The sequence below is a fragment of the Pseudomonas sp. P65(2024) genome, assembly GCF_057480955.1.
This window is the reverse complement of sequence record NZ_JBLIYX010000037.1, coordinates 1-3411: the sequence shown is the minus strand read 5'-3', so window position 1 is coordinate 3411 and position 3411 is coordinate 1. Positions and strand designations below refer to the sequence as shown.

Sequence of the window (3411 nt, the reverse complement as noted above, 5' to 3'; positions counted from 1 at the left end):
GTAGGTCATCGTCAAGATTCATTTCGCAAAACCCCTATCTGCGCGAGCAGGTAGGGGTTTTGTCTTTTCCGCGTTCCAACATCAACGCCATACCGGCGCTCCTACAGGGATCGCGTCGGCTGTGGGGCTGGCGGTAGCCCTTTTCCTATGCAAGCCCTCGGGGCGTGGCTATCATGCCAGCCTTATTCCAAGTCGAGACTGGCATGCTGAAGTTGTTGAATCTCCTCAAGGATGGCCGGTTCCATTCCGGAGAAGCCCTGGGGGCCGCCCTCGGGGTAAGCCGCAGCGCCGTCTGGAAGCAGCTGCAGCACCTTGAGAGCGAACTGAACCTGACCATTCACAAGGTCCGCGGCCGTGGCTATCAGTTGGCAGCGCCACTGAACCTGCTTGAATCTCAGGCGATCGCCGGGTTTTCGGAGGGCGAGCCGTGGCCGGCTTTCATTCATGACACCATTGACTCCACCAATGCCGAGGGCCTGAGGCTTGCCGCCCAAGGGCAGGCGGCGCCCTTCCTGGTGCTGGCCGAACGCCAGAGCGCTGGGCGCGGACGTCGTGGCCGCCAATGGGTCAGTCCGTTCGCTGAAAACCTCTATTACAGCCTGGTGCTGCGTATCGATGGCGGCATGCGCCAGCTCGAGGGATTGAGCCTGGTGGTTGGCCTGGCGGTCATGCGCACGCTGAAGACGTTCGGCCTGAAGGATGTCGGGCTGAAATGGCCCAATGATGTCCTGGCTAGCGGGCGCAAGATCACCGGCATCCTCCTGGAGCTGGTCGGCGATCCGGCAGACGTCTGCCATGTGGTGCTGGGTATCGGTATCAACGTGAACATGCAGGGCGGGGAGCGGATCGATCAACCCTGGACCTCCATGCGCGGCGAGACCGGACAGTTGGTGGATCGCAACCGCTTGGTGGCGGAGCTAAGTCAGCAACTGCAGCATGAGCTGGCCCGTCATCGCCGCTATGGTTTCGCCGCGTTCCAGGAAGAATGGGAGCAGGCGCACCTGTGGCAGGGGCGGAAAGTTTCGCTGGTCGCCGGCACCACTCGCATCGATGGGGTGGCGTTGGGCGTGGATGGGCAGGGCGGCTTGCGTCTCGAGGTGGATGGTGTGGAAAAGAGCTTCAGCGGTGGCGAGCTCAGTTTGAGGTTGCGTGATGATTCTTGAGCTCGATTGCGGAAACAGTTTTATCAAGTGGCGCGTCATCCATGCGGCTGACGCCACCATCAATGGTGGCGGTATCGTCGACTCCGACCAGGCGCTGGTGGCGGCTGTCGCGGCGCTTTCATCCCTGCGCCTGATCGGCTGCCGGATGGTCAGCGTACGCAGTGAAGAAGAGACTTCGGCGCTGTGTGCGTTGATCCTGGCTTCGTTCGGGGTCGAAGTGAGTGTGGCCCAGCCGGTGAAGGAAATGGCCGGCGTTCGCAATGGCTACGAGGACTACCAGCGCCTGGGGATGGATCGCTGGCTCGGCGCGTTGGGCGCCTATCACCTGGCGGGTCGCGCCTGCCTGGTCATCGATTTCGGTACTGCGGCCAAGGCCGACTATGTCGCGGCCGACGGTGAGCACCTTGGTGGGTATATCTGTCCGGGCATGCCGTTGATGCGTAGCCAGTTGCGCACCCACACCCGGCGAATCCGCTATGACGATGCCTCGGCCGAGCGTGCCCTGGGCAGCCTGGCACCGGGGCGCTCCACCGTCGAAGCGGTCGAGCGTGGTTGCGTGTTGATGCTCCAGGGCTTTGCCCGTACCCAGATCGAGCAGGCGAGGGCGCTGTGGGATGAGGATTTCACGGTCTTCCTGACCGGGGGTGATGCGCCGTTGGTGCAAGACGCCGCACCTCAGGCGCGGATCGTGCCGGATCTGGTCTTTGTCGGCCTGGCCATGGCCTGCCCAATTGAGTCGAGGTGACTATGCGCTGGTTGTTTCTGCTGTTGGTAGTGCTCAACGTCGTTTATTACGTGTGGCACCAGCAGGAAGCTCCGCTTAAGGTCAAGGAAGTCGCCCCGTTGTCGTTGTACAAAGGCTCCCAGCAGGAAATACGCCTGTTGCGCGAGACCGGGGCCGCGGCACCTGCCAGGCGGCGCGACGAATGCTTGGTAGTGGGTGGTCTGGCGGTTCGCGAGCAGCTCGATGCCCTGCGTCAGCGCCTGGTCAGCCTGGATATCGTCGCCCTGCCGGTGGTTGGGCAGTTGCCGGGCGCCGAGGGCTTCTGGCTCAAGATAGCCCCTGAAAGCGAGCGTTTGCTGGACCCTGCGGTGCTCTCGACTCTTTCCAAGGATTTCAAAGACTTAAAACACAAAATTATTTTGTGCGAGGGTATTGCAACTGCTGAATAGCTTGATAGAATGGCGCCCGCTTCACAGGGAACACCACTGAGGTGGTAGAGCCCGAAGCAGTGTCAAAGCAGCTAAGTTTCAGATTTGATTGAAAAAATTTGAAAAAACGCTTGACACTAGGGCGGCAGACAAATAGAATGCCGGCCACATCTGGAGGGATTCCCGAGCGGTCAAAGGGGACGGACTGTAAATCCGTTGCGAGAGCTTCGAAGGTTCGAATCCTTCTCCCTCCACCAGTTTTAGCGAGAGCTGCAAGCTCCGCGGGTATAGTTTAGTGGTAGAACCTCAGCCTTCCAAGCTGATGATGCGGGTTCGATTCCCGCTACCCGCTCCAAGTTTGCTGTTGTTGCACAAAGTGTTTCGCTCTTGTAGCTCAGTTGGTAGAGCACACCCTTGGTAAGGGTGAGGTCAGCGGTTCAAATCCGCTCAAGAGCTCCATATAAACAAGGCAGATATGAAAATATCTGCCTTTGTTTTATAGGCTGTATGACAATTTCTTCTGCGGAGGACTGTATCGATGGCTAAGGAAAAGTTTGATCGTTCGCTACCTCACGTTAACGTCGGCACTATCGGCCACGTTGACCACGGTAAGACTACTCTGACTGCAGCGCTGACTCGCGTCTGCTCCGAAGTTTTCGGTTCGGCCGTCGTTGAGTTCGACAAGATCGACTCGGCTCCGGAAGAAAAAGCGCGCGGTATCACCATCAACACCGCTCACGTCGAGTACAACTCGAACATTCGTCACTACGCTCACGTTGACTGCCCAGGTCACGCTGACTACGTGAAGAACATGATCACCGGTGCTGCCCAGATGGACGGCGCGATCCTGGTTTGCTCGGCCGCCGATGGTCCGATGCCACAAACCCGTGAGCACATCCTGCTGTCCCGTCAGGTTGGCGTTCCGTACATCGTGGTCTTCCTGAACAAGGCTGACCTGGTAGACGACGCTGAGCTGCTGGAACTGGTCGAGATGGAGGTTCGCGACCTGCTGTCCACCTACGACTTCCCAGGCGACGACACCCCGATCATCATCGGTTCGGCTCGTATGGCGCTGGAAGGCAAAGACGACAACGAA

General features: G+C 59.2%; 4 protein-coding genes and 3 tRNA genes. All 7 read left to right on the top strand.

Going from position 1 to position 3411, the window contains the following annotated elements; genetic code table 11:
* Positions 1-203: 203 nt before the first annotated feature.
* Complete coding sequence (gene birA / locus AC25MA_RS25745; RefSeq protein WP_028692321.1) at positions 204-1163, top strand: bifunctional biotin--[acetyl-CoA-carboxylase] ligase/biotin operon repressor BirA; 960 nt, start codon at positions 204-206, stop codon at positions 1161-1163.
* The gene (locus AC25MA_RS25740) at positions 1153-1908 is read left to right on the top strand and encodes a pantothenate kinase (RefSeq protein ID WP_028692320.1); all 756 of its coding nucleotides are present in this window, start codon (positions 1153-1155) and stop codon (positions 1906-1908) included. Before birA ends, AC25MA_RS25740 begins: the two co-directional genes overlap by 11 nt.
* Positions 1909-1910: 2 nt before the next feature.
* A complete protein-coding gene (locus AC25MA_RS25735; protein ID WP_028692319.1) occupies positions 1911-2336 on the top strand; it encodes a hypothetical protein in 426 nt (141 codons plus the stop codon).
* A gap of 152 nt (positions 2337-2488) precedes the next feature.
* Positions 2489-2572 (top strand) — tRNA-Tyr (locus tag AC25MA_RS25730).
* 24 nt (positions 2573-2596) lie between these two features.
* Positions 2597-2670 (top strand) — tRNA-Gly (locus tag AC25MA_RS25725).
* Between the two features lie 28 nt (positions 2671-2698).
* Positions 2699-2774: transfer RNA gene (locus AC25MA_RS25720), tRNA-Thr, on the top strand.
* A 79-nt stretch (positions 2775-2853) separates the two neighbouring features.
* The coding region (locus AC25MA_RS25715; protein WP_196174594.1) for a GTP-binding protein at positions 2854-3411 on the top strand (558 nt) is incomplete at its 3' end.

Bases quoted from the DNA above. Each gene is read 5' to 3' on its own strand.
- AC25MA_RS25735 (WP_028692319.1), top strand. From the start codon at position 1,911: ATGCGCTGGTTGTTTCTGCTGTTGGTAGTGCTCAACGTCGTTTATTAC.
- AC25MA_RS25740 (WP_028692320.1), top strand. From the start codon at position 1,153: ATGATTCTTGAGCTCGATTGCGGAAACAGTTTTATCAAGTGGCGCGTC.
- birA (WP_028692321.1), top strand. From the start codon at position 204: ATGCTGAAGTTGTTGAATCTCCTCAAGGATGGCCGGTTCCATTCCGGA.